Raw genomic sequence first — 20,652 nt, forward strand, 5'->3', positions numbered from 1 at the left:
ATACCCTGTCAAAGAGTCAACCTTAGTACTGCGAAAGACGTCCGCGCGCCTTCGGGGTGCTGCGGACAGAAACGGTCGCGTAAAGGGAGTGTGACCCGGAGGATCGGCGTACGGAAACGATGCGAGCAGGACAACCTGATCGAGTCGTCATGCAGATCCCCTGGTTGACTGGCATCTCCCGTTCTTATTTGAAGTGAAACTACTTTTAAAGAAGTTTGTTTTGCTACTTTGGTTACTAATTTAGCAAAAAAGGTGGGCGGTGGCGAACGAAATCGCGCGGGCGGCGCCGGGTGTCGTCAAATTGCCATATGGCCTTCCTGGATGGTGGTCACCCGAGTCTGAAAAGTATGCCTAAATCCTTATCAGACAAGGGACACACGGATCGTCAGGGGGGCTCCTCAGGATTGCCACTATTGACGCGTGAAGGACGCAGGAGTAATGCGAAAAACGCGCTTTTGGCGGCGATTTTCGGGGGCGAGAGGCGGGTTGCGAAGGAAAAAAGAAAAGGCGCAGAAAGCGCCTTGAAATACTACTTTTACTACATCGCCGCTGGAACGGATGTAGTCGACTACATAGACTGACTATGCAGCGCGACTACAAAACCCGGCATCACTTCAGACTGCCCGACAAAAACTGGCGCAGACGGTCGCTCTTCGGATTGGCGAACACCTCGGCGGGCACGCCTTCCTCTTCCACGCGGCCTTGATGCAGGAACATCACATGATTCGAAACGTTGCGCGCGAAACCCATTTCGTGCGTCACGACGATCATCGTGCGGCCTTCCTCGGCGAGCTGCTGCATCACCTTGAGCACTTCGCCGACGAGTTCGGGGTCGAGCGCCGAAGTCGGTTCGTCGAACAGCATCACGTCGGGGTTCATGGTGAGCGCGCGGGCGATCGCCACGCGCTGCTGCTGGCCGCCCGAGAGATGCGACGGATACTGCTTCTCCACGCGCGGCGCGAGCCCGACCTTCTCCAGATAGACGCGCGCGCGGTCCTCGGCCTCCTTGCGCGAAAGACCGAGCACGTGCACCGGCGCCTCGATCACGTTCTCGAGCACCGTCATGTGCGACCACAGGTTGAAGTGCTGGAACACCATCGCGAGCTTGGTGCGCACGCGCTGCAACTGCTTGACGTCGGCGGCCACGAGCGCGCCGCTGCGGCGGTCGGCCTTCGTGACGACTTCTTCGCCGTCGACGAAGATGCGGCCCGCGTTCGGCTGCTCGAGGAAGTTAATGCAGCGCAGCATCGTGCTCTTGCCGGAGCCCGACGAGCCGATCACGCTGATCACGTCGCCGGCGTTCGCCTTGAGCGAGACGCCTTTGAGCACTTCGTTGTCGCCGTACTGCTTGTGGATCGAATCGACGAAAAGTTTCTGCTTCTGGGAATTCATCAAAGACCTCGTTGGCTCACTTGCCTTGCGGTCGCAGGTATGCGAGCCAGCGGCGCTCGGCTTGGCGGAACAGCCACACGAGCGTGAATGAAATGATCAGGTACAGCACCGCGGCGATGCCGAACGCGCCGAACGACTGGTAGGTCGCCGAGTTCACGTCGCGCGCGATCTTCAGGATGTCCGGCACGGTGGCCGTGAACGCGACGGTGGTCGCGTGCAGCATCAGAATGACTTCGTTGCTGTAGTAGGGCAGCGCGCGGCGCAGCGCCGACGGCAGGATCACGCGGCGATACAGCGTGAACGGGCTCATGCCGTAGGCGCGCGCGGCCTCGATCTCGCCGTAGGGCGTCGCCTTGATGGCGCCCGCGAAGATCTCGGTCGTGTACGCGCAGGTGTTGAGCGTGAACGCGAGCAGCGTGCAGTTCATGCCGCTGCGGAAGAACGCGCTCGTCAGCTCGTGATTGCGGATGATTTCGAGGCTGTAGAGGCCCGTGTAGCAGAGCAGCAGTTGCACGTAGAGCGGCGTGCCGCGAAAGATGTACGTGTACAGCCACACGAGGCCCGAGAGCCACTTCTTCTTCGAGACGCGCGCGACGGCGAGCGGCACCGAGAGGCAGAAGCCGAGGCCGATCGAAATCACCAGCAGCCAGGCCGTGATCGCGACGCCCGTGAAGTGATACCCGTCGGTGTAGAGATAGTTGCGCCAGTATTGCTGGATCAGCTGGATCAGGTCTTGCATTGTCGTTGGCCTTGTCTTGTCTTCTGGCTAAGTTCCGCCTGAGCCTGGATCTCAGAGATCCGCTTTGCGCACGCCCGTGGAGTAGCGCTTGTCGAGATACATCAGCACGAAGTTCGAGACCGTCGTGATGCCGAGATAGATCGCGCCCGCGAGCAGCGTGAAGAAGAAAAAGCGCAGCGTGCCCTTGCCGGCGTCCTGGCTGGCCTTCACGACGTCGGCGAGACCGATGATCGAGACGAGCGCCGTGGACTTCACGAGCACCTGCCAGTTGTTGCCGATGCCGGGCAGCGCGAAGCGCATCATCTGCGGGAACATGATGCGCGTGAACACCTGCCAGTTCGTCATGCCGTAGGCGTGGCCCGCTTCGAGCTGGCCGCGCGGCACGGCGAGAAATGCGCCGCGGAAGGTTTCCGTGAAGTACGCGCCGTAGATGAAGCCGAGCACCACCACGCCGGCGAGGAACGGGTCGATGTCGATCTGATCCCAGCCGAGCATGTCGGTGAGGTCGTTCAGCCAGATCTGGATGCTGTAGAACAGCAGCAGCATCAGCACGAGATCGGGCACGCCGCGGATCAGCGTGGTGTAGGCCGTGCCCGCGCCGTGCACGGCGCGGTTTTTCGAGAGCTTCGCCGCCGCGCCGATCAGCCCGAGCACGAAGGAGAGCACGAGCGAGAGCACCGCGAGCTTGACGGTCTGCCAGGTGCCGGCGAGGATCAGCGGGCCGTAGCCTTGAAGAAACATAGGTGAGTCCTCGACGAAGCGTCCTCGATGCCGAGGGGCGCCTCGCGAAAGGCGCGGCAGCGACTGCCGCGGTTCAAATCCGGTCAAGCGCGGCTGGCGAGGCTTCGCCGCGTGGCCGTCGGTCTCCGTGTCCTGGAGGCGCGTGTCGAATGGTGTCGAATGGCGCTCTGGACGGCGTCTTCGCAGGACGCGCTTCGCACTGTATACGAAGCGCCTGTGCGGTCCATCGGGGCGAGCCCCGGGCGCGCCGCGCGCGCCGGCCTGGTTGCCTTGCTTACTTGCCCTTGTAGATCGGGAAGTCGAAATACTGCTTCGCGATCTGGTCGAACGTACCGTCCTTGTGCAGCGAGGCGAGGGCCGCGTTGAACTTCGCCTTCAGGTCGGCGTCGTCCTTGCGCAGGCCGATGGCGGTGCCGTCGCCGATCGTCGCCAGATCCTCGACTTCCGGACCGGCCCAGCCGAAGCCCTTGCCGCGCGGCGTCTTCAGGAAACCGTAGTCGGCCTGCACTTCATCCTGCAGCGTGGCGTCGAGGCGGCCCGCGATCAGTTCCTGATAGACCTGATCCTGGTTCTGGTACGACACCACGTTCACCCCCTTGGGCGCCCAGTGGACCTTCGCGTACGCTTCCTGGGTCGAGCCCTGTTCCACGCCGACGTTCTTGCCCTTGAGCGATTCGGGCGTCGGCAGCAGCGGCGAACCGCTGCGCGCGATCATGCGCGCGGGCGCGTCGAACAGCTTGTCGGAGTAGTCGATCTGCTGGCGGCGCTGCGGCGTGATCGTCAGCGACGAGACGATCGCATCGAACTTGCGCGCCTTGAGCGCCGGAATGATGCCGTCGAGGTCGTTTTCCACCCACACGCACTTCACGTTCATGCGCGCGCACAGCGCCTTCGTGAGGTCGACGTCGAAACCGACGATCTGGCCGTTGGCGGCCTTGGACTCGAACGGCGGATAGCTCGCATCGACGCCGATACGCACGGTATGCCAATCCCTGGCCGCGGCGCTGCCCGCCATCAGGGCGAGCGCGACGCACACTGCGAACTTCTTCATCTTTCTCCTGTCGGGGCGCAGCGAGTGGTTCATCACTGACTCCGTCCCTTCCATAGCTGAGGCGGGCGCTTCGGGACCGCGGCGCCGGCGGCGCGCGTCGATACCGGCGCTCGCTCGCGACTTGCGCGAACCGGCTCGTGGCCGGAGCGCCGCCATTGTAGGCGATCAAAAATACGGGTCGGACGCGCAGGGCGTCCAGGCTGGCGCCCAAAGCCGGCGCCGGGCCGCGCGCGAGCTGGCGCTGGCCGAAAAGCGCGGTATTTTACCCGAAGCCAGGGCGCACGCGGGCGACTCGGCACCAGGCATGTGGTTCAGGCCTGACAGAATTGGTTGCGGGGCGCGTATCGAGCGGCGATCGGGCGCCCGATCGGTGTCCGGACGGCCGCGACGCGCCCGCGCCGGCCATTGATGTTGCTGGCGAAACGATGCGGTGCGCCGGTGCGGATTGTGCGCGAGGCCGTCCGCCCCTACCTTCGGACATCGACATGACTGAACGGAGAATCCCCATGCTTGCGATCCGACGCGCCGACGAACGCGGCCATGCCAACCACGGCTGGCTCGACACGTATCACAGCTTCTCGTTCGCGGACTATTTCGACGAAGCGCATCTGCACTACGGCGCACTGCGCGTGCTCAACGACGACCGCATCGCGGGCGGACGCGGCTTCGGCGCGCACGGCCACCGCGACATGGAAATCGTCACCTATGTGCTTTCCGGCGCGCTCGCGCACCGCGACAGCATGGGCAACGGCTCGACCATCCGCCCCGGCGACGTGCAGCGCATGAGCGCCGGCACGGGCGTGATGCACAGCGAGTTCAACGCCTCGAAGGACGAGGAAGCGCATCTGCTGCAGATCTGGCTGCTGCCGACCGAACGCGGCGGCGCGCCGGGCTACGAGGAAAAGCGGTTCGACGACGCCGACAAGCGCGGCCGTCTGCGCCTGATCGCCTCGCCCGACGGGCGCGACGGCTCGGTGACGGTGCAGGCCGACGCCTCGATTCACGCAGCGCTGATCGACGGCGACGAGCGCGCCGAATATGCGGTGCCGACGGGGCGGCGGGTCTACGTGCAGGTGGCGCGCGGCGCGCTGGAGGTCAACGGCGAGCGCCTGAATATGGGCGACGCGGCGATGATCGAAGCTGAAACGGCCGTGGTGCTCGCGAAGGGCGAAGCGGCGGAAGTGCTGCTGTTCGACGTGGCGTGATGCCGCACGGGACGCACAGGCTGCGCGTGTGACGCCGCGCGCGGAAACGCTCCGCGCGCGGCCATGAAAAAAGCGCCGCGAGGGATGAGACTCGCGGCGCTTTCGCTTTTGTTTGCGTCTTTGCTGAACCGGGCGGTCAGGCCCGCGCCGGGCGGACATGCGGCGGCGCGACCCGCCGCGCGTCCGCTCAGGCGCGCGCCTCGATTGGCGCCCGGTTGCTTACTGCGCGCCCGGCGCCGATGCCGCGCCCTTGTCGTGGCGGTGCTGTTCCCAGCGCTGACGCATCTTCTCGTGGCGCTGTTCCATCTTCGCGAAGTGCTCCTTGAGCGCCGAGCTGACGGTGGTCTTCTGCTGGTCGTTCAGGCCGTTGTAGAACGCGAGCCAGGCTTGCGCGGTCTGCTCGCGCAGTTGCGCTTCCTGCTGCTCGATCTGCTGATGCGTGGCGTGCATGGCGTTCAGGTCGAGGATCGGCTGGTTCTTCTGCGCGTCGAACTGCTGCTTGAGCTGTTCATGGTTCTTGCGCATGGCCTGGCCGTTCTGCTTCATGGTGTCGACGGCGGTTTGCCATTGCTTTTCCTGAGCGGCGTTCAGGTTGAGCTTGTCGTGCAGCTTTTTGGCGCCCATCATGAAGTCGCCGTGCATGCCCGGGCCGCCGTGCGGGCCGTGCATCATGCCGGGACCGCCCGGGGGGGGCGGCGGCGTTTGTGCATTGGCGGCGGTTGCGCCGACCGTGAGAGCGAGAGAGGCAGCGGCGATCGCGAGAAGGCGCGAAGTAGTCTTGTACATGGTGATGCTCCTGACAAATCCTTGAAGGTTTGGTCCGGTTTGGCACGGCGTCCGAAGCAGGGTGGCCGCAACCGGTGTCCCTAGCGTATAGGCCGGTCGGGAGCGGCGTGTTACGGGCCACGGCGTTGTCATTACGCGACATTACATGTGCCTTTCGCGGTAACTTCTCGTAACCCAAAGCGCCTCCGTGTAAGCAAACGGCTTACATGCGCGCGTTAAACTTCGTCCCATGGCTACTCAAATTCTGGTCGTCGATGACGACGTCGAACTGCGCGACCTGCTGCGCGACTATCTGGCGCGGCAAGGCATGGAAGTGTCGGTGCTGCACGATGCGGGCTCGCTCGAGCGCCGCCTCGAGCGCGAGCGCCCCGACCTGATCGTGCTCGATCTCATGATGCCGGGCGTCGACGGACTCACCGCGCTGCGCAAGCTGCGCGCGTCCGGCGACGACATCCCCGTCATCATGCTGACCGCGCGCGCCGACGACGTGGACCGCATCGTCGGTCTCGAACTGGGCGCCGACGATTACCTCGGCAAACCCTTCAACCCGCGCGAACTGCTGGCGCGCGTGCAGGCCGTGCTGCGCCGTCGCCGCACGCTGCCCTCGGCCGCCGCGCCCGAGCAGCGCGAGCCGTTCTCGTTCGGCCGCTTCACGCTCGACTTCCAGTCGCGCACGCTCCAGCAGGAAGGCAAGCCCATCATGCTGTCGGGCAGCGAATTCGCGCTCCTGAAGATTTTCGTCAATCACCCCATGCGTACGCTCACGCGCGAGCGCCTGCTCGAACTGCTGCACGGTCCGGAATACGACGGCACCGACCGCGGCATCGACGTGCAGGTGTGGCGTCTGCGACGCATCCTCGAAACCGATCCGTCCACGCCGCGCTTCATCCAGACGGTGCGTGGCCGCGGCTACGTTTTCGTGCCGGACGGCGAGCAGAGTGGTCATGCGCCGGCCGGTTGATTCGCTGTTCGGGCGGCTTGCGCTGCTCTTCATTGGCGTTCTGCTGCTGTCGCACGTCGCCTGGTTCGCGCTCATGCGTCTGGAGCGCGACCAGATGCAATCGCGCTACGCGGTCGAAGAGGCCATGTTCCTCGTCGACGCCGTGCGCCAGCACGTCCAGCGCGAGCCCGACCAGCCGCTGCCCTCGCGGGTGCAGCTGGTGCCGGCCGACAGCCCGGACGTGCCGACCATGCGCAACGAAATGCCGGAGCCGCTTCACCGCTTCCTTGACGACATCCGCGAGCGCATGCCGCCGGGCACGGAAGTGCGCCCCGGCATGCCGGGGCGTCCGCCCACGCTGTGGGTGAAGGGGCCGCAGGACGCGAAGTGGATCGTGGTGCCGGGGCAGCCGCTGCGCATGATGCGGCCGATCGACCGCGCGCCGTGGTTCATCATCATCTTCTCGGCGGCGCTGGTGGCCGCGCTGGTGGCGGCGTGGATGGTGCAAAAGCCGCTGCGCGCGCTGGCTCACGCGGTCGCGCGCTTCGGCCGCGGCCAGCCCGTGCCGCCGCTGCGCGAGCGCGGTCCGCGCGAGCTGCGCCAGCTCACGCGCGGCTTCAATCAGATGGTGAAGGAAGTCGAGCGCACCGAGAAAGACCGCGCGGTCATGCTCGCGGGCGTGGCGCACGACCTCAAGACGCCGCTGGCGCGTTTGCGTCTGCGCGCCGAAATGATGGACGAGCAAAAGGTGCGTGACGGCGTGGTGCGCGACGTGGAGTCCATGGCGCACATCGTCGACCAGTTTCTGGTGTTCGCGCACGATGGCGCCGACCGCAGCGAGCCCGTCGAAGTCGACGAGCAGTGCGAGCGCATCGCGCGCAATTACCGCACGGTGGGCGGCGAGACGCTGGCGATCGAGCGGCGTTTCAAGGCCGGTCCGGACTTCCGTCTGCCGGCCGCCACGCTCGACCGCGTGGTCGCGAATCTGCTCGACAATGCGCACGCCTATGGCGCGCCGCCCGTTGTGATCGAAACGTCGCGCGATGCCGAGGGCTACACGCTCACGGTGCGCGACCACGGGAAGGGCATCGCCGACCAGGACCTTACGCAGGCGAGCCGTCCGTTCGTGCGGCTCGACCCGGCGCGCGGCGGCAACGGCCACAGCGGCCTGGGTCTCGCGATTGTCGAGCGGCTGGTGCGGCGCGCGGGTGGCGAGATCGCCATCGGCAACGGCGAAAGCGGCGGCCTCGCGGTGCGCATGAGCTTTCCGTTCGAAGTGGTCGAACGTACGGTGGCCGAGGCGGCTCAGATCTGGTGAGCGCCGGCGTGCTGTAGACGGTTTGGGGAGGTGCGCGGCGGGCGTCCGGGCTGTGCCGGAGCCGACCGAAAGTCCAGCGGATGCGTGTTGGCGAATATGAATCAGTGTGACCCGGAGCGGCTGCGAACCAGCCGCTCTTTTTATTTTCAGGCCGAGAACAGCGTGTCGAGCGCGGCGGCGGCTTCGCTGTCGACCGTGTTGTAGACAACGCTGTCGGCTTCGAAGATGTAGTGCGTCGTGTATTTGCCGATGCGGGCGAGAATCTCTTCCTGGACCAGCTCGGGCGCAGCCTCGAGCTTCAGATACCACGCGGTCGAAGAGAGGCGCGTCTGGAACGCGCCGTATTCCACCATCAACTGGTCGAACGCGAGAGCATCCTGATCGCGGCAGACGATGACCAGATTTCCCTTCATGCATGCCTCCTGATATGTGCTGTGAAACGACCTGACGCGCCGCGCGCCGGACTTCGGCGATGCGCATAGCATGGCGGCGCGTGCTGCGCTGGTCCGATGATACCGCGTCGGGCCGGTTTGCCCCGGTCGAGTTCGGCAGTTAAGTGAGTCTGTGCTGATGTCCGGCGTGCGCGGCGACGGCGCGTTCACCACGTTTCGGCGGCGGTGCGCGGCGGCACGGCGCCGTCGGCGGTCATCGCCTCGCAGCGGTCGCGGCCGCCCGCTTTCGCCATGTAGAGCGCCAGATCGGCACGGCTCATCAGCCGTTCGGGCTGATCTTGCGACGCGGCCAGTTCGGTGACGCCGATGCTTACGCTCAGGTTCGATTCCGCGGGCAATTCCGCGCACGGGCTCGACTTCACTTCGCGGCGCAGACGCTCGATTACGTCGTGCGCGGTCGAGAGCGAGGTGTCGGTTAGCAGGATGCCGAACTCCTCGCCGCCGAGCCGTCCCACGGCGTCGCCGGAGCGCAGTTCGGCGCGGCAGGTTTCCACGAAATGCTGAAGCGCGCGGTCGCCCGCCGGATGGCCGAAGCGGTCGTTGATCTGCTTGAAGTGATCGAGGTCGGCGATCGCCATGCACAGCGGCTTGCCCTGCGCATAGGCGGCGTCGATTTCGCGGCGCAGCAGGTCGAGGAAATAGCGGCGCGACAGGGCGCCGGTCAGCGCGTCGTGGCGCGCTTCGGCGGCGAGCAGCGCGTTGGCGGCCTGCAGTTGCCCCGCGAGATCGCGGCTCGCGCGATGCAGACGCCGCTCGCGCACCCACGAGATCGAAATCACGGCCGCGAGCGCCGCGGTGCCCGCGAGCGTCAGAAAAATCAGCAGACGATCGCGCCGATGGTTGGCGAGCAGTTCAGGCCAGGCGTTGAGCGGATCGACGAGATGCGCCGAGAGTCCCGAGTTGAGCCCGCCGCGCACCTCATAAAGCGCGGGCAGGGGCTGGCCCGGCAGATCGACGAGCGACTGCGCGGCCTGCGCGGGCATCCACGGCGCCTGGCTCGTGGCGGCGTCGGCGGCGTTTTGCAGCGACAGTTCGGAGAAGCGCTCGCGCAGATAGGTGTTCACGCGGTCGACGGCGTTCATTTCTTCGACGTGCGAGCCGGGCATCGCGAGCCCTTCGAGCGCGCTGTCGTGCGCCATCACGATCACGCCGTTGCTGTCCGAGACGAAGGTGCCCGGATGCGTCACCCAGTGGCGCAGCCGCGCGATGCTCACCTTGGCGACCACGGCGCCCACCAGCAGGCCGTTGTCGTAGGCCGGTGCGGCGACGAAGATGCCCGGCTCGCCGCTCGAGGTGCCCACGCCATAGGTTTCTGAGAACGCACCGAGCAGCGTGTCGGTGAGGTACGCGCGCGGACGCATGTCGACGCCCACGTAGGAAATCTTGTCCATCGCGTTGCTCGACGCGATGCAGATGCCGTTGCTGTTGACGAGCCAGATCGCATCGAGGCCGGAGAAGCCTTGCGCGTCGTGCAGGAAGCGGTTGACGGTGGCGAGCTCGGGCATCTGCTGCAACGCTTCGCGTCGCGCCAGTTCCGTAGATGTGCGCAAAGCGGCATAATGCCCGGCCTCGGTGAGCGCCTGTTGCACCACGCGGGTCTCGGCCATGGTGGCGGGAATCGCGCGCGACATGGCGAGATCGCTGGCGATCACTTCCGCCATGTTGTCGACGACGGAACGCGTCATCTGACGCTGGACCTTGAGCGCCGTGTCGAGCTCCTGACGCACCATGCGGTCGGCGAGCCAGCCGGCGCCCAGCCAGCAGACGAGGGCGACCGCCACGACTCCGAGCGGCCCGGCTGCCTGACGCAAGAGTCTCCTGTTCATCGGCCTTCTGATTCGTGGATGGGCATGGCGCGCCTGATGCTTGAGCGGGCGGCTCGCCCGATATCCCGGCGCGTGAAGCACCGGCCCGGCACAACGGGACACTGCGCGGCGAAGGGGTGGCCGTCGCCGCGTGACGATTCTACCTCTCGAACGGCGTCTGCGAGCCTGCAAACGCCGTCCGGCGGGCCTCGCGCGTGATCGCCGTGTGCGCGGGCGCACGTTGGGGAGTCGTCGGCAGGCTTTGCCGCATGCTGGCCGGAATGTCGCGGAAAGCGCGCCGAAAGTGGCTCGAAAGCCCCGCCTGGCGGGCGTTTGCTGGAATCCTGCCGGCGTGGCGCGCGAGGTTGAATGTGTCACGAAGGTTGGTGTAGTGTCGTGCCGTTCCGAACCAGGCAAGCCTGCCGCGTGAGCGCGCCGCCGCGGGTTGCGCCGGCCGCGCCGGACGGCAGCGGGCGCGCTTCCTTGGGTCCGGCCCGTGCGTGCGGCGGCATGCGTCCTCGTGGGGCGCCGCCGCGTCATCAACGCTAACGAAATACTCAGTCCATGCGTCTTGCCTTTGCTGATTTCCGCTCTCCGCGCGCCGCTTGCGTTGCTTGCGTGGCTGGTGCCGCGCGCGCACCGCACCGCGAGGCCGCCGCATCGATCTTCAACGGGGAGGGCGTCTGATGGAATTCAAGTTCAACCTGAACCGCACGGCCAACGCTTCGGCGTGGCGCGTGCTGCCTAATCGCTGGGACTTCGTGGCGTTCCCGCTGATCATCTGCCTGATCGCGATGGCCGCCGTGGGCTTTCACGAAACGATGGCGCCCATCGCCACGCTCAAGGCGCAGCCGATCTCGCTCGACGCCGCGAACCTGCCCGAATACGCGATGCGCACGACGCTGCGCATGCTGGCGGCGATGGTCGCCTCACTGATCTTCACGCTGGTCTACGGCACGCTCGCGGCCAAGAGCCGCCGCGCCGGTCTCGTGCTGGTGCCGATCCTCGACATTCTTCAGTCGGTGCCGGTGCTGGGCTACATTTCGTTCACGGTCACGTTTTTCCTCGCGCTGTTTCCCTCGCGCGTGCTCGGCGCCGAACTCGCGGCGATCTTCGCGATCTTCACGAGCCAGGCGTGGAACATGACCTTCAGCTTCTATCAGTCGCTGCGCACCGTGCCGCGCGATCTCGACGAAGTCTCGAAAGGTTTCCATCTGACCAACTGGCAGCGCTTCTGGAAGCTCGAAGTGCCGTTCTCGATGCCGGGCCTCATCTGGAACATGATGATGTCGATGTCGGGCGGCTGGTTCTTCGTGGTGGCCTCCGAAGCGATCACGGTGGGCAACAACACGATCACGCTGCCGGGCGTCGGCGCCTATCTCGCGCAGGCCATCGCCGAGCGCAACATGCACGCGATCGGCTGGGTGATCCTGACGATGACGGTCGTGATTCTCGCCTACGACCAGCTGCTGTTCCGACCGCTCGTCGCGTGGGCCGACAAGTTCCGCATGGAGAACACCAGTTCCGGCGACGCGCCGCAGTCGTGGCTGCTCGACCTGATCCGCCGCACGCATCTGATTCACGAACTGCTCGTGCCGCTCGGCTGGGTTTTCGCCAAGGCCGCGCGCATTCCGTTCCGTCTGCCCGCGTTTCCGACGATCCAGCGCGCCGCGCCCGCGGCCCCCGCGCGCGGCGGCGCGCGCTCGAAGCTCGGCGATATCGTCTGGGCGCTGTTCGTGATCGCGCTCACGCTGTTCGTGGTCTGGCGCGTGGTGGCCTACGTGCGCACGGGCGTCTCGCTCGACGAAGTCGGCCACGTGCTCATGCTCGGCCTCATCACGCTGCTGCGCGTGATCGTGCTGATCGCGATCGCTTCGGTGATCTGGGTGCCGCTCGGCGTGCTGATCGGCATGCGCCCGGCGCTCGCGGAAAAGATCCAGCCGCTCGCGCAGTTTCTCGCGGCGTTTCCGGCGAACCTGCTGTTCCCCGTGTTCGTGATCGTGATCGTGCGCTTCCACCTCAATCCTGACATCTGGCTGTCACCGCTGATCGTGCTCGGCACGCAGTGGTATATCCTGTTCAACGTGATTGCCGGGGCGAGCGCCTACCCGAACGACTACAAGGAAGCGGCGAAGAATTTCCGCATCCGTGGCTGGCAGTGGTGGCGTCAGGCGGTGCTGCCGGGCATCTTCCCGTACTACATCACGGGCGCGATCACGGCCTCGGGCGGCGCGTGGAACGCGAGCATCGTCGCCGAATACGTGCAGTGGGGCGACACGAAGCTCGAAGCGCATGGCCTCGGCGCGTACATCGCGCAGATGACCGCCGCCGGCGACTTTCCGAAGATCATCCTCGGCATCGCCGTGATGTCGCTGTTCGTCACGCTGTTCAACCGCGTGCTCTGGCGCCCGCTGTACACGCATGCCGAATCGCGGCTGCGGCTCGATTGATCGCCATCGGGCGAAGACTGCGACAATTCAGCGAATCAACGAAGGATCGAAGGTAACGCGATGCAAAACCCCAAGACCCTGAGCACCGCGCACGGCGACGTGCAGACGGCCCCGAATCCGCCGCGGCTCGGCGAGGAAATCCTGCGTGTCAAGGACGTATGCCGGGGCTTCAACAAGTCGCAGGGCGAACTGCTGGTGCTCGACGACGCCAATCTCTCGCTGCGCGAAGGCGAGATCGTCGGGCTGCTCGGCCGCTCCGGTTCGGGTAAGTCGACGCTGCTGCGCATCATCGCCGGGCTGATCGAGCCGACCGGCGGCGAAGTGACGTGGCGCGGCAAGCCGCTCGACGGCCCGGCCGAAGGCGTGGCAATGGTGTTCCAGACCTTCGCGCTGTTCCCGTGGCTCACGGTGCTGCAGAACGTGGAAGCCGGTCTGGAAGCGCAGGGCGTGGGCGCGCGCGAGCGTCGCGAACGCGCGCTGGCGGCGATCGACCTGATCGGTCTCGACGGCTTCGAAAACGCCTATCCGCGCGAACTCTCGGGCGGCATGCGCCAGCGCGTGGGCTTCGCGCGCGCGCTCGTCGTCGATCCGATGCTCATGCTGATGGACGAGCCGTTCTCCGCGCTCGACGTGCTGACCGCCGAAACGCTGCGTACCGACCTGCTCGATCTGTGGACGCAAGGGCGTCTGCCGATCAAGTCGGTGCTGATCGTCACGCACAACATCGAGGAAGCGGTGTTCATGTGCGACCGCATTCTGGTGCTGTCGTCGAATCCGGGTCGCGTGGTCGCGGAAATCAAGGTGCCGTTCAAGCATCCGCGCAATCGTCTGGACCCGGCGTTCCGCAAGCTGGTCGACGACATCTACGCGAAGATGACCGCGCGTCAGACCGGCGAGACGACGAGGAAGGGCCTCGAACTCGGCAGCTGGCTGCCGCGCGTGTCGACCAACCTGATGGCCGGTCTGATCGAAACGCTCGCCGCCGCGCCGTATCACGGCCGCGCCGACATGCCGGAAATCGCCCGCTCGCTGCATCTGGAAGTGGACGATCTGTTCCCGATCGCGGAAGTGCTGCAACACCTCGGTTTCGCCGATGTGCGCGAAGGCGACGTGCTGCTCACGCCGCCCGCCCGCGTGTTCGCGGAATTCGGCACGCAGGAGCGCAAGATGATGTTCGCCGAGCATCTGCTGCGTCATGTGCCGCTCGCGGCGCGGATCAAGAAGGTGCTCAACGAGCGTCCGGGCCACCGCGCGCCGCGCGTGCGCTTCGAGCAGGAACTCGAAGACTTTCTCTCCGACGGCGCGGCCGAGGAGACGCTCGACACCGTGATCGACTGGGGCCGTTACGGCGAGATCTTCTCGTACAACGACCAGTCTGAAATCTTCAGTCTCGAAGACGTGGAGTCCTGATCGATTTGCGGATCGCATTCACGCGATACGCACCATGAAAAACGGTCGCCGAGGCGACCGTTTTTTCGTGTTGTGCGAGCGATTATTGCAGCGAGCCCCAGCGCTCGACGGCAGGCTCGGCCGTTGCCCATTTCCAGGTGCTCTGATCCTGGCACGCGGTGGCGGTGTACCACTGCTCGGGCGAGTTGGCGGCGTCGCCGTCCTGCACCGAGAACACGAAGTCCTTGCACAGCGCGAGCGCCGACGCGAACGCGCGCGTCACGCGCACCTTGCCGTGGCCGTTTTCCACGGGCAGCGTGTGCTTGATGCGCCAGGTGTCGGTGCCGTCGACGGGCAGACGTCCGGCGGTTTCCGCGATCAGCTCCTGCTGGTCGGCGTGCATGCTCTTCATGAAGCGGTTGACGGCTTCGTCGGTGGCCGCCTGCACGGCGATGCCCACGCCCACGCCCACGGCCGGATTCGCGGTGACGATGCCGGTGGCGGCCGCGGCGGCGGCCCCGCTGGCCGCGCCGATCGAGCCGCAGCCGCTGGTGGTGAGCGCAACGCTCGCGCAGAGCGCCGCGAGTGCAACGAGCGAGAGCCCGCGCGATGCGCCGGGACGCCGCGCGCGCGCCGCACGTGTCGCGGCCACGGCCGAAACATTCACGCCGCTCATTGCAGCGCGCCCCAGCGCGCGGTGGCCGGTTCGGCCGACGCCCACTTCCAGTTCTGACCGTCGCGGCACACCGAGGCCACGTAGAACGCGCTCGTCGCGGCCTTGTCCTTCGTCGCGTCGTGATCGACGGAGAAGACGATTTCCTTGCAGTCGAGCGCGCCCGAACTGATCGTGCGGCTCACCGTCACGCGGCCGTGTTCGTCGTCTTCGATCGGAAACGAATGGACGATCGACCAGGGCGCGACGGCGCCGACGTCGAGCGGGCCCGCGGCCTTCGCGATGCTGTCCTGGGTGTTGGTGTGCACGACGCGCTCGGAGTACTGCACGCCGGCCTTGGCGGCGGCCAGCGCGCCGAGGCCGATGCCGGTCGCCACGGCCGCGTTGTTCGTCACCTTCGCGGCGACGGCGGCGCCCGCGATACCGGCGCCGGTTTGCGCGCCCTCGGAGTAGAGCGAGCTGCACGCCGAACACGCGAAGCTGGCCACGGTGGCGAGCAGCGAGAGCGACGCGGCTCGGCGCCAGCGCGCCGACGAAGCGGCGTGCCGTGCGAGCGCGATACGAATCGTTTCACGCGGCGAATCAGCGATCGGGTGAGTCGTCGAGTCGATCGGCGATGCCGCCATCGGCGCGTTGCACGCCAGAGCACTTCGTTCTTGCATGATCCTTTCCCTGCCGCTTGCGGCCGGAAGCCGCGTTGCGCAAGCCTCCAGCACGTTTTCGTGCTGCGGATTGTGCAGGAAGGACTTACACAAGGGCATAGGTAAAGTGCAAGAAATTGCAAAATGCCGTGCACCGCTTGTCCTAACGTGATTGCGATGACGGCTATTTCGCAACATTTCGAGGCTTTTTGCCGACGCTTTCGTCAAGGTATTCGGCAACGCGCTTGCCGATAACCGACAGCCTCGTTTCAGATTCCTTTCGCCTGAAATCTTCCGCGCGCGATCATGCGTCGTCGCGCGCGTCGTCGCCTTCGTCGCTGTCGATGTCCTCCGGCGGCGGCGCGTCGCCGTCCTCGGCGCCGTAGCTGCCGAGCCGGTTGTACAGCGTCTTCAGACTCACGCCGAGCGTGCGCGCCGCGAGACGCTTGTCGCCGCCGCAATGCTTGAGCGTGCCGAGAATGATCTGCTTTTGCGCGTCCGCGAGCGGCGTGCCGATCCACACGCTCATCGCATCGCCCTGCGTGACGGGCTTCTTCACGCGCGGCACGAGTTGCGGATGCGCGATCTCCACCTGCTTCTCGGCGAGGATGAACGCGCGATACACCGCGTTCTTCAGCTCGCGCACGTTGCCGGGCCACGACCAGTTGCGCACCGTTTCGAGCGCGCGCTTGCTGAACACCTTCTGCGTGCCGCTCTCGTCGTTGAGTTCGTTGAGAAAGAGCTGGGCGAGCAGTTCGCGGTCGCGCTCGCGTTCGCGCAGCGGCGGCGCGCGCAGCGGAAACACCGCGAGGCGATACATCAGATCCTCGCGCAGCGCCATGTCGCGCACGGCGGCCACGGGGTCGCGATTGGTCGCGGCGATCACGCGCACGTCGCCGCGAATCGCCTCGTTGCTGCCGACGGGGTAGTACTCGCCGGACTCCAGCGCGCGCAGCAGCTTGACCTGATGCAGCAGCGACATTTCGGTGACTTCGTCGAGAAACAGCGTGCCGCCGCGCGCGTGCTCGAAGTGGCCGTCGCGCGCCTGCACCGCGCCCGTGAAGCTGCCTTTTTCGTGGCCGAAGAGTTCGGCTTCGATCAGCTCGTCGGGAATCGCGCCGCAGTTCACGGCGATGAACGGACCGTCGCGGCGATTGCTTTCCTCGTGAATCGTGCGCGCGACCAACTCCTTGCCGGTGCCCGATTCGCCGACGATCAGCGCCGTCGCCTCGGTCACCGAAACGCGCCGGATCTGCTCGTAGAGGTCCTGCATGACCGCCGACGAACCGTACAGGCGTCCGTACGATTCCAGGCCCGCGACGCGCGCGCTCCGTTCCTCGCTCATGCGCGCGTCGTCGGGCTTGTCGGGCTTGTCGGTTTTGTCGCGGCGTGCCGCGGCGCGCGGCTTGTCGCTGCGTTTTTCACTGCGCTTTCCTGCACGCTTCTCGTCAGGCCGTTCATCCAGCATCTCGTTACGTTGTTCGTCGCGCATTGCATCGCGCTCGGCGGCGGGCGAGCCCGGCTCGATTGTCGCCATAGGGTAGTCGTCCTGCAAAGTGTGGTGTGTGGCCCGAAGCCGGGGCGCTGGCGTTGCGCGCGTCGGGCGGATCGGGCATGGCTTGCCGGCCTCGGCGGCTGGCGAGCCGCACGATCTGGCCAACTGGCTGTGCGAAACGGCGCAGGCGATACCTTGCCCGGCGGCCACGGGATTTCCATCTCGTAAACATTTAACCACTGCCGCGCGTCGCAGGGCAATGGACGTGCCCGGATTGTCGCTGCGCGCCGCGTTCTGCGCGAATGCGCCCCGATGCGCGCCCGGACGCCGTCGACTGCGGCCAGAATTCGGCGCGCGGACCGGCTGGCACGCCTCGTGCTCCGCATGTCGGACTGCGCACGGGCGTCTATCCTACCTGGCGCGGCGTATGCGCCGATAGATCGGTGGCCGGTTCATCTGCTCACGGCTGCCGATTCTGACCGCATTTCCGACAACAACCTGGGAGAGTGCGACATGGCGAAGAACAAGCCTGGACTGATTGGGACCCTCGTGGCGGTGGGTGCGCTCGGCGCGACGGCAGGCATGCTGGCGTGGCGTTTTGCGCAGCGTCACCGCATGCAGCGTCAGACGTTTCACCGCGAGCTGAACCGCTGGGAGGGCGAGGGCGGCTCGCTGGCGGAGAGCGGCGTGGCGCCGGGCGCGGCAGCGACGGGCGATGCGATGGCCGCCGGCGTGATGGCGCGCGGCGAGCCGGTCAACGGCGCGGCGGGCGACGCCTCGAGCGGCGCATGGCCGTTTCCGCAAAGCGGCAGCGATCCGGCCACGCGGCATTGAGGTGCAGGAGGACGCATTCCGGTAGCGGATGCGGCTTTCGACGCAACATCGGCACGGCGCTCACGTCCTCGCGACGCGCGCGCCGGGCGTCCGATGTCACCGTGAATGCCACGCATCCGCATCTGGAATATGTCTATAATGGCCATATCCACAACAATCAAGGTTTGGGTTGACTGCGGGTCGCGAGATTGTTGCGATCATGCAGCTAAAAGACCGCGCTCGCCGTCCTGAGCGTACCCGGCCGTTTCGCACTCCACTTGCAGCGCCACCCTCGCGCCGCGCAGCCCGCGACGTCGGACTCTGTTGTCCGTCGCGCAGGAACTTGCTGCGGCGCGTCGTGTTGTGCGCCCAGGAGCCACTCACCTTTCAGGGCTGACGAGACGCGATGCCACATGTATTGATTGTCGATGACGACGCAGAAACCCGCGAAGCGCTCGCCGCCGTGGTGGGCGAAGACGGGCTCACCACCGCGCAGGCCGGCGACCTGCGGGAAGCGCGCATCCAGCTGATCCGGCAAATGCCGGACGTTGTGTTCACCGATCTGAAGCTGCCCGACGGCAGCGGCACCGATCTGTTCCAGGATCTCGATCCGCGCTCGGGCGTGGAACTCGTGGTCATCACCGGTCACGCGACCGTGGAGACGGCCGTCGACGCGCTCAAGAACGGCGCGATCGACTACCTCGTGAAGCCGATCAACCTCCAGCGCGTGAAGGCGATTCTCAATCGTCTGCCGCGCGCGGGCGATCTCAAGGCCGAAATCGGCACGCTGCGCGGCGAGCTGCGCCGCATGGGCCGTTTCGGTCTGATGCTCGGCAATTCGCCGGTCATGCAGGACGTCTACGACCAGATCAGCCGCGTCGCGCCCACGCCCGCCTCGGTGATGCTGGTGGGCGAGTCGGGCACCGGCAAGGAAGTGGCCGCGCAGACCATCCATCAGCTGAGCCTGCGCCGCAAGCACGAATTCCTCGCGGTGAACTGCGGCGCGATTTCGCCGAACCTGATCGAATCGGAAATGTTCGGCCACGAACGCGGCTCGTTCACGGGCGCGGACCGTCAGCACAAGGGGTATTTCGAGCGCGCGAACGGCGGTACGCTGTTCCTCGACGAAATCACCGAAATGCCGATCGAGCTGCAGGTGAAACTGCTGCGCGTGCTCGAAACCGGCATGTTCATGCGCGTCGGCACGACCAAGGAAATCGAGACCGACGTGCGCCTGATCGCGGCCACCAATCGCGATCCGGAGCAGGCCGTGGCCGAGGGCAAGCTGCGTCTGGACCTCTATCACCGTCTGAACGTGTTCCCGATCAACCTGCCGCCGCTGCGCGAGCGCGGCAAGGACGTCGAGCTGTTGGCGCAGGCTTTCCTCGACGAACTCAACGAGCGCCACGGCACGAAGAAGCAGTTTCCGCCCGCAGTGCGCGAGATGCTCGCGGCCTATCCGTGGGCCGGCAACGTGCGCGAACTGAAGAACTACGTGCAGCGCGCGCACATCATGTCGGGCAACGAGGGCGATCTCACGGCGGCCGTGCCTTTGCAGATCTCGCTGTCGAAGCCCGTGGCAGGCACGGCCGTGACGATCCCGTTCGGCACCTCGCTCGCCGACGCCGATCGTCAACTGATCCTCGCGACGCTCGAACAGTGCGGCGGCGTGAAGACGCGCGCGGCGGAGATTCTCGGCATCAGCCTGAAGACGCTCTATAACCGGCTGGTCGAGTATGGCAACGAGACGGGCAAGGGCGAGACGCCCGCGCGCGCGGGAGCCTGAGCCGCCCTGTCCGGATAAGGCGATAAGCCTCAAGACGCACTGAAGTCAGCGCCCGTTCGTGCCGGTATGCGATGTAAATCGCGCCGGCCGAACGGGCGCTTTGCATTGGGCGCCAGTCGGCGACAGCGCGCCGATGCCGCGCGGGACGCCGCTGACCCGCCGATCGGCGCGGCTGGTATGTCGCTTGCAGACGGGTTCATCGACGACCTTTGGAGGAGTGCACGATGCCCAGCTGCAAACAATCCGATCCGTTCCGCGTGAAGCCGTGGCTTGCCCATACGCCGCAGCCCGACGATCCGCCGCCTAGCGAACCCGGCACGCCCGATGTGCCGCCGGTCGGCGATCCGCCGCCGCAGCCGGGCGAAGTGCCGCGCTCGATCCGACACTATCCCGTGATGCGCACGCGCGAGTCGCACGACGAGTGGGCGCGCGTGGCCGCGTATGCGCGCGAGGCGGGCCGCTCGGCGTGGGCGCGCTGGGCGCGTTGGGCAAGCTGGACCTGCCGTCCCGGCGACGATCGAACCCCGTCCGCGCCGTCCCGGGCCGCGCCAGTGTTGCAGCATCGGTGACATCCGCGATTTTTATGTATGAGTTACAAACCAATCGCCATATTTACCGGCAAATTCACGCGGCGAACCCTAGACTATAAAAAACGCCCACGCCGCGTGGCAGCCTTCCCGCTGGAGGCATCGACATGAGACATCCCGCATTGCGCCGCTCCGCACGTCACTCGGCCCGGCGCGGCTCGCGTGACGGAGAACCGAAAAGCGGCAGTTCCGCCGATCCGTCTTCCGGCTCGCCCGGCGCTTCCGGTGCGTCCGGATACAGCCCCGATCCGGCCGGCCAGAATCGCCCCGCGCCCGGCGTGCCGCCCGACGGCGAGCACAACCAGGGCGGCGCGCGCGCCGAGGGCATCGACTATCAGCGGGATCTGGGCTCGGAGCAGGACGCTTGATCGATCGGTTCAAGTCGCGCT

Annotated in this window: 19 protein-coding genes; 9 read left to right on the forward strand and 10 right to left on the reverse strand. The window is 66.3% G+C overall.

Annotated elements, in window-relative coordinates; translation table 11 throughout:
* Window positions 1–609 precede the first annotated feature (609 nt).
* The 4 genes from SB764_RS15350 to SB764_RS15365 form a co-directional block, all read right to left on the reverse strand.
* A complete protein-coding gene (locus SB764_RS15350; RefSeq protein ID WP_065063753.1) occupies window positions 610–1,392 on the reverse strand; it encodes an ABC transporter ATP-binding protein in 783 nt (260 codons plus the stop codon).
* A gap of 16 nt (window positions 1,393–1,408) precedes the next feature.
* Window positions 1,409–2,122, reverse strand: coding sequence for an ABC transporter permease (locus tag SB764_RS15355; protein WP_065063791.1), 714 nt, complete (start codon window positions 2,120–2,122; stop codon window positions 1,409–1,411).
* A gap of 60 nt (window positions 2,123–2,182) precedes the next feature.
* Window positions 2,183–2,872 carry an ABC transporter permease gene (locus SB764_RS15360; RefSeq protein ID WP_065063751.1) on the reverse strand — a complete coding sequence of 230 codons (690 nt, stop codon included), beginning with the start codon at window positions 2,870–2,872 and terminating at the stop codon, window positions 2,183–2,185.
* A gap of 274 nt (window positions 2,873–3,146) precedes the next feature.
* Window positions 3,147–3,923, reverse strand: a complete 777-nt coding sequence (locus SB764_RS15365; protein ID WP_410863982.1) for an ABC transporter substrate-binding protein — start codon at window positions 3,921–3,923, stop codon at window positions 3,147–3,149.
* 506 nt (window positions 3,924–4,429) lie between these two features.
* Here SB764_RS15365 and SB764_RS15370 point away from each other — a divergent pair.
* On the forward strand, window positions 4,430–5,128 hold the full coding sequence (locus tag SB764_RS15370; protein ID WP_321866281.1) for a pirin family protein: 699 nt from the start codon (window positions 4,430–4,432) through the stop codon (window positions 5,126–5,128).
* Window positions 5,129–5,347: 219 nt separating this feature from the next.
* Here SB764_RS15370 and SB764_RS15375 read toward each other — a convergent pair whose 3' ends face one another.
* Window positions 5,348–5,914, reverse strand: coding sequence for a periplasmic heavy metal sensor (locus tag SB764_RS15375; RefSeq protein ID WP_074984726.1), 567 nt, complete (start codon window positions 5,912–5,914; stop codon window positions 5,348–5,350).
* Between the two features lie 229 nt (window positions 5,915–6,143).
* On the opposite strand from SB764_RS15375, the gene SB764_RS15380 reads away from it, so the two are divergent.
* Both SB764_RS15380 and SB764_RS15385 read left to right on the forward strand, forming a co-directional pair.
* A complete protein-coding gene (locus SB764_RS15380) occupies window positions 6,144–6,875 on the forward strand; it encodes a response regulator (RefSeq protein ID WP_065063743.1) in 732 nt (243 codons plus the stop codon).
* Window positions 6,859–8,172, forward strand: coding sequence for an ATP-binding protein (locus tag SB764_RS15385; protein WP_065063741.1), 1,314 nt, complete (start codon window positions 6,859–6,861; stop codon window positions 8,170–8,172). Before SB764_RS15380 ends, SB764_RS15385 begins: the two co-directional genes overlap by 17 nt.
* Window positions 8,173–8,318: 146 nt before the next feature.
* Here the strand turns inward: SB764_RS15385 and SB764_RS15390 are convergent, their stop codons facing one another.
* Both SB764_RS15390 and SB764_RS15395 read right to left on the reverse strand, forming a co-directional pair.
* A complete protein-coding gene (locus SB764_RS15390) occupies window positions 8,319–8,585 on the reverse strand; it encodes a hypothetical protein (protein WP_065063739.1) in 267 nt (88 codons plus the stop codon).
* A 185-nt stretch (window positions 8,586–8,770) separates the two neighbouring features.
* Window positions 8,771–10,450, reverse strand: a complete 1,680-nt coding sequence (locus SB764_RS15395; RefSeq protein WP_065063737.1) for a sensor domain-containing diguanylate cyclase — start codon at window positions 10,448–10,450, stop codon at window positions 8,771–8,773.
* A gap of 665 nt (window positions 10,451–11,115) precedes the next feature.
* On the opposite strand from SB764_RS15395, the gene SB764_RS15400 reads away from it, so the two are divergent.
* Both SB764_RS15400 and SB764_RS15405 read left to right on the forward strand, forming a co-directional pair.
* Window positions 11,116–12,879 carry an ABC transporter permease gene (locus tag SB764_RS15400; protein WP_065063736.1) on the forward strand — a complete coding sequence of 588 codons (1,764 nt, stop codon included), beginning with the start codon at window positions 11,116–11,118 and terminating at the stop codon, window positions 12,877–12,879.
* Between the two features lie 60 nt (window positions 12,880–12,939).
* Window positions 12,940–14,289 (forward strand): AAA-associated domain-containing protein, encoded by a 1,350-nt coding sequence (locus SB764_RS15405; RefSeq protein WP_065063733.1) that lies wholly within the window; start codon window positions 12,940–12,942, stop codon window positions 14,287–14,289.
* An 82-nt stretch (window positions 14,290–14,371) separates the two neighbouring features.
* Here SB764_RS15405 and SB764_RS15410 read toward each other — a convergent pair whose 3' ends face one another.
* The 3 genes from SB764_RS15410 to SB764_RS15420 form a co-directional block, all read right to left on the reverse strand.
* Window positions 14,372–14,944: a hypothetical protein gene (locus SB764_RS15410; protein ID WP_410863986.1), complete on the reverse strand. Its 573-nt coding sequence runs from the start codon at window positions 14,942–14,944 to the stop codon at window positions 14,372–14,374.
* Window positions 14,941–15,567: a hypothetical protein gene (locus SB764_RS15415; RefSeq protein WP_373681616.1), complete on the reverse strand. Its 627-nt coding sequence runs from the start codon at window positions 15,565–15,567 to the stop codon at window positions 14,941–14,943. Before SB764_RS15415 ends, SB764_RS15410 begins: the two co-directional genes overlap by 4 nt.
* A 319-nt stretch (window positions 15,568–15,886) precedes the next feature.
* A complete protein-coding gene (locus SB764_RS15420; RefSeq protein WP_065063785.1) occupies window positions 15,887–16,927 on the reverse strand; it encodes a sigma-54 interaction domain-containing protein in 1,041 nt (346 codons plus the stop codon).
* 663 nt (window positions 16,928–17,590) lie between these two features.
* Here SB764_RS15420 and SB764_RS15425 point away from each other — a divergent pair.
* The 4 genes from SB764_RS15425 (at window position 17,591) to SB764_RS15440 (ending at window position 20,631) form a co-directional block, all read left to right on the forward strand.
* On the forward strand, window positions 17,591–17,911 hold the full coding sequence (locus SB764_RS15425) for a hypothetical protein (protein ID WP_065063731.1): 321 nt from the start codon (window positions 17,591–17,593) through the stop codon (window positions 17,909–17,911).
* Window positions 17,912–18,296: 385 nt separating this feature from the next.
* A complete protein-coding gene (locus SB764_RS15430; protein WP_065063729.1) occupies window positions 18,297–19,676 on the forward strand; it encodes a sigma-54-dependent transcriptional regulator in 1,380 nt (459 codons plus the stop codon).
* 224 nt (window positions 19,677–19,900) lie between these two features.
* Window positions 19,901–20,245: a hypothetical protein gene (locus tag SB764_RS15435; protein WP_074984732.1), complete on the forward strand. Its 345-nt coding sequence runs from the start codon at window positions 19,901–19,903 to the stop codon at window positions 20,243–20,245.
* A gap of 125 nt (window positions 20,246–20,370) precedes the next feature.
* On the forward strand, window positions 20,371–20,631 hold the full coding sequence (locus SB764_RS15440; protein ID WP_074984734.1) for a hypothetical protein: 261 nt from the start codon (window positions 20,371–20,373) through the stop codon (window positions 20,629–20,631).
* Window positions 20,632–20,652: the final 21 nt, after the last annotated feature.

Origin of the sequence: Paraburkholderia sp. SIMBA_027, from assembly GCF_046535315.1 — a bacterium.
GTDB lineage: Bacteria > Pseudomonadota > Gammaproteobacteria > Burkholderiales > Burkholderiaceae > Paraburkholderia > Paraburkholderia tropica.